Annotated in this window: 1 protein-coding gene; it reads left to right on the forward strand. The window is 69.4% G+C overall.

From position 1 onward, the window contains the following. Positions 1-258: LysR family transcriptional regulator (locus tag SB751_RS32455; protein ID WP_410749316.1), on the forward strand; the 258-nt coding region annotated here is incomplete at both ends.

A 258-nucleotide genomic window follows, 5' to 3' on the forward strand; every position in this document is an offset into this window, starting at 1 on the left:
CGGTGAGCCGCTCGGTGTCGCGGCTGGAAGAGCGGCTGGGCGTGCGCCTGTTCGTGCGCACTACCCGCCAGATCGGCCTGACGGCCGCTGGACAGCGTTACATGGAGCAGTGCCGCTCGGCGCTGTCGCTACTGACCGAGGCCGAACGCGAGGTCACCGGCCAGCAGGCCGAACCGGCCGGCAAGCTGCGCATCAGCCTGCCTACCCCTTATGCCCACCATCGCGTGCTGCCGTTGCTGGGGGAATTTCGCCAGCGCT

It is taken from the genome of Cupriavidus sp. SIMBA_020 (assembly GCF_046535395.1).
Taxonomy (GTDB): Bacteria; Pseudomonadota; Gammaproteobacteria; order Burkholderiales; family Burkholderiaceae; genus Cupriavidus; species Cupriavidus campinensis.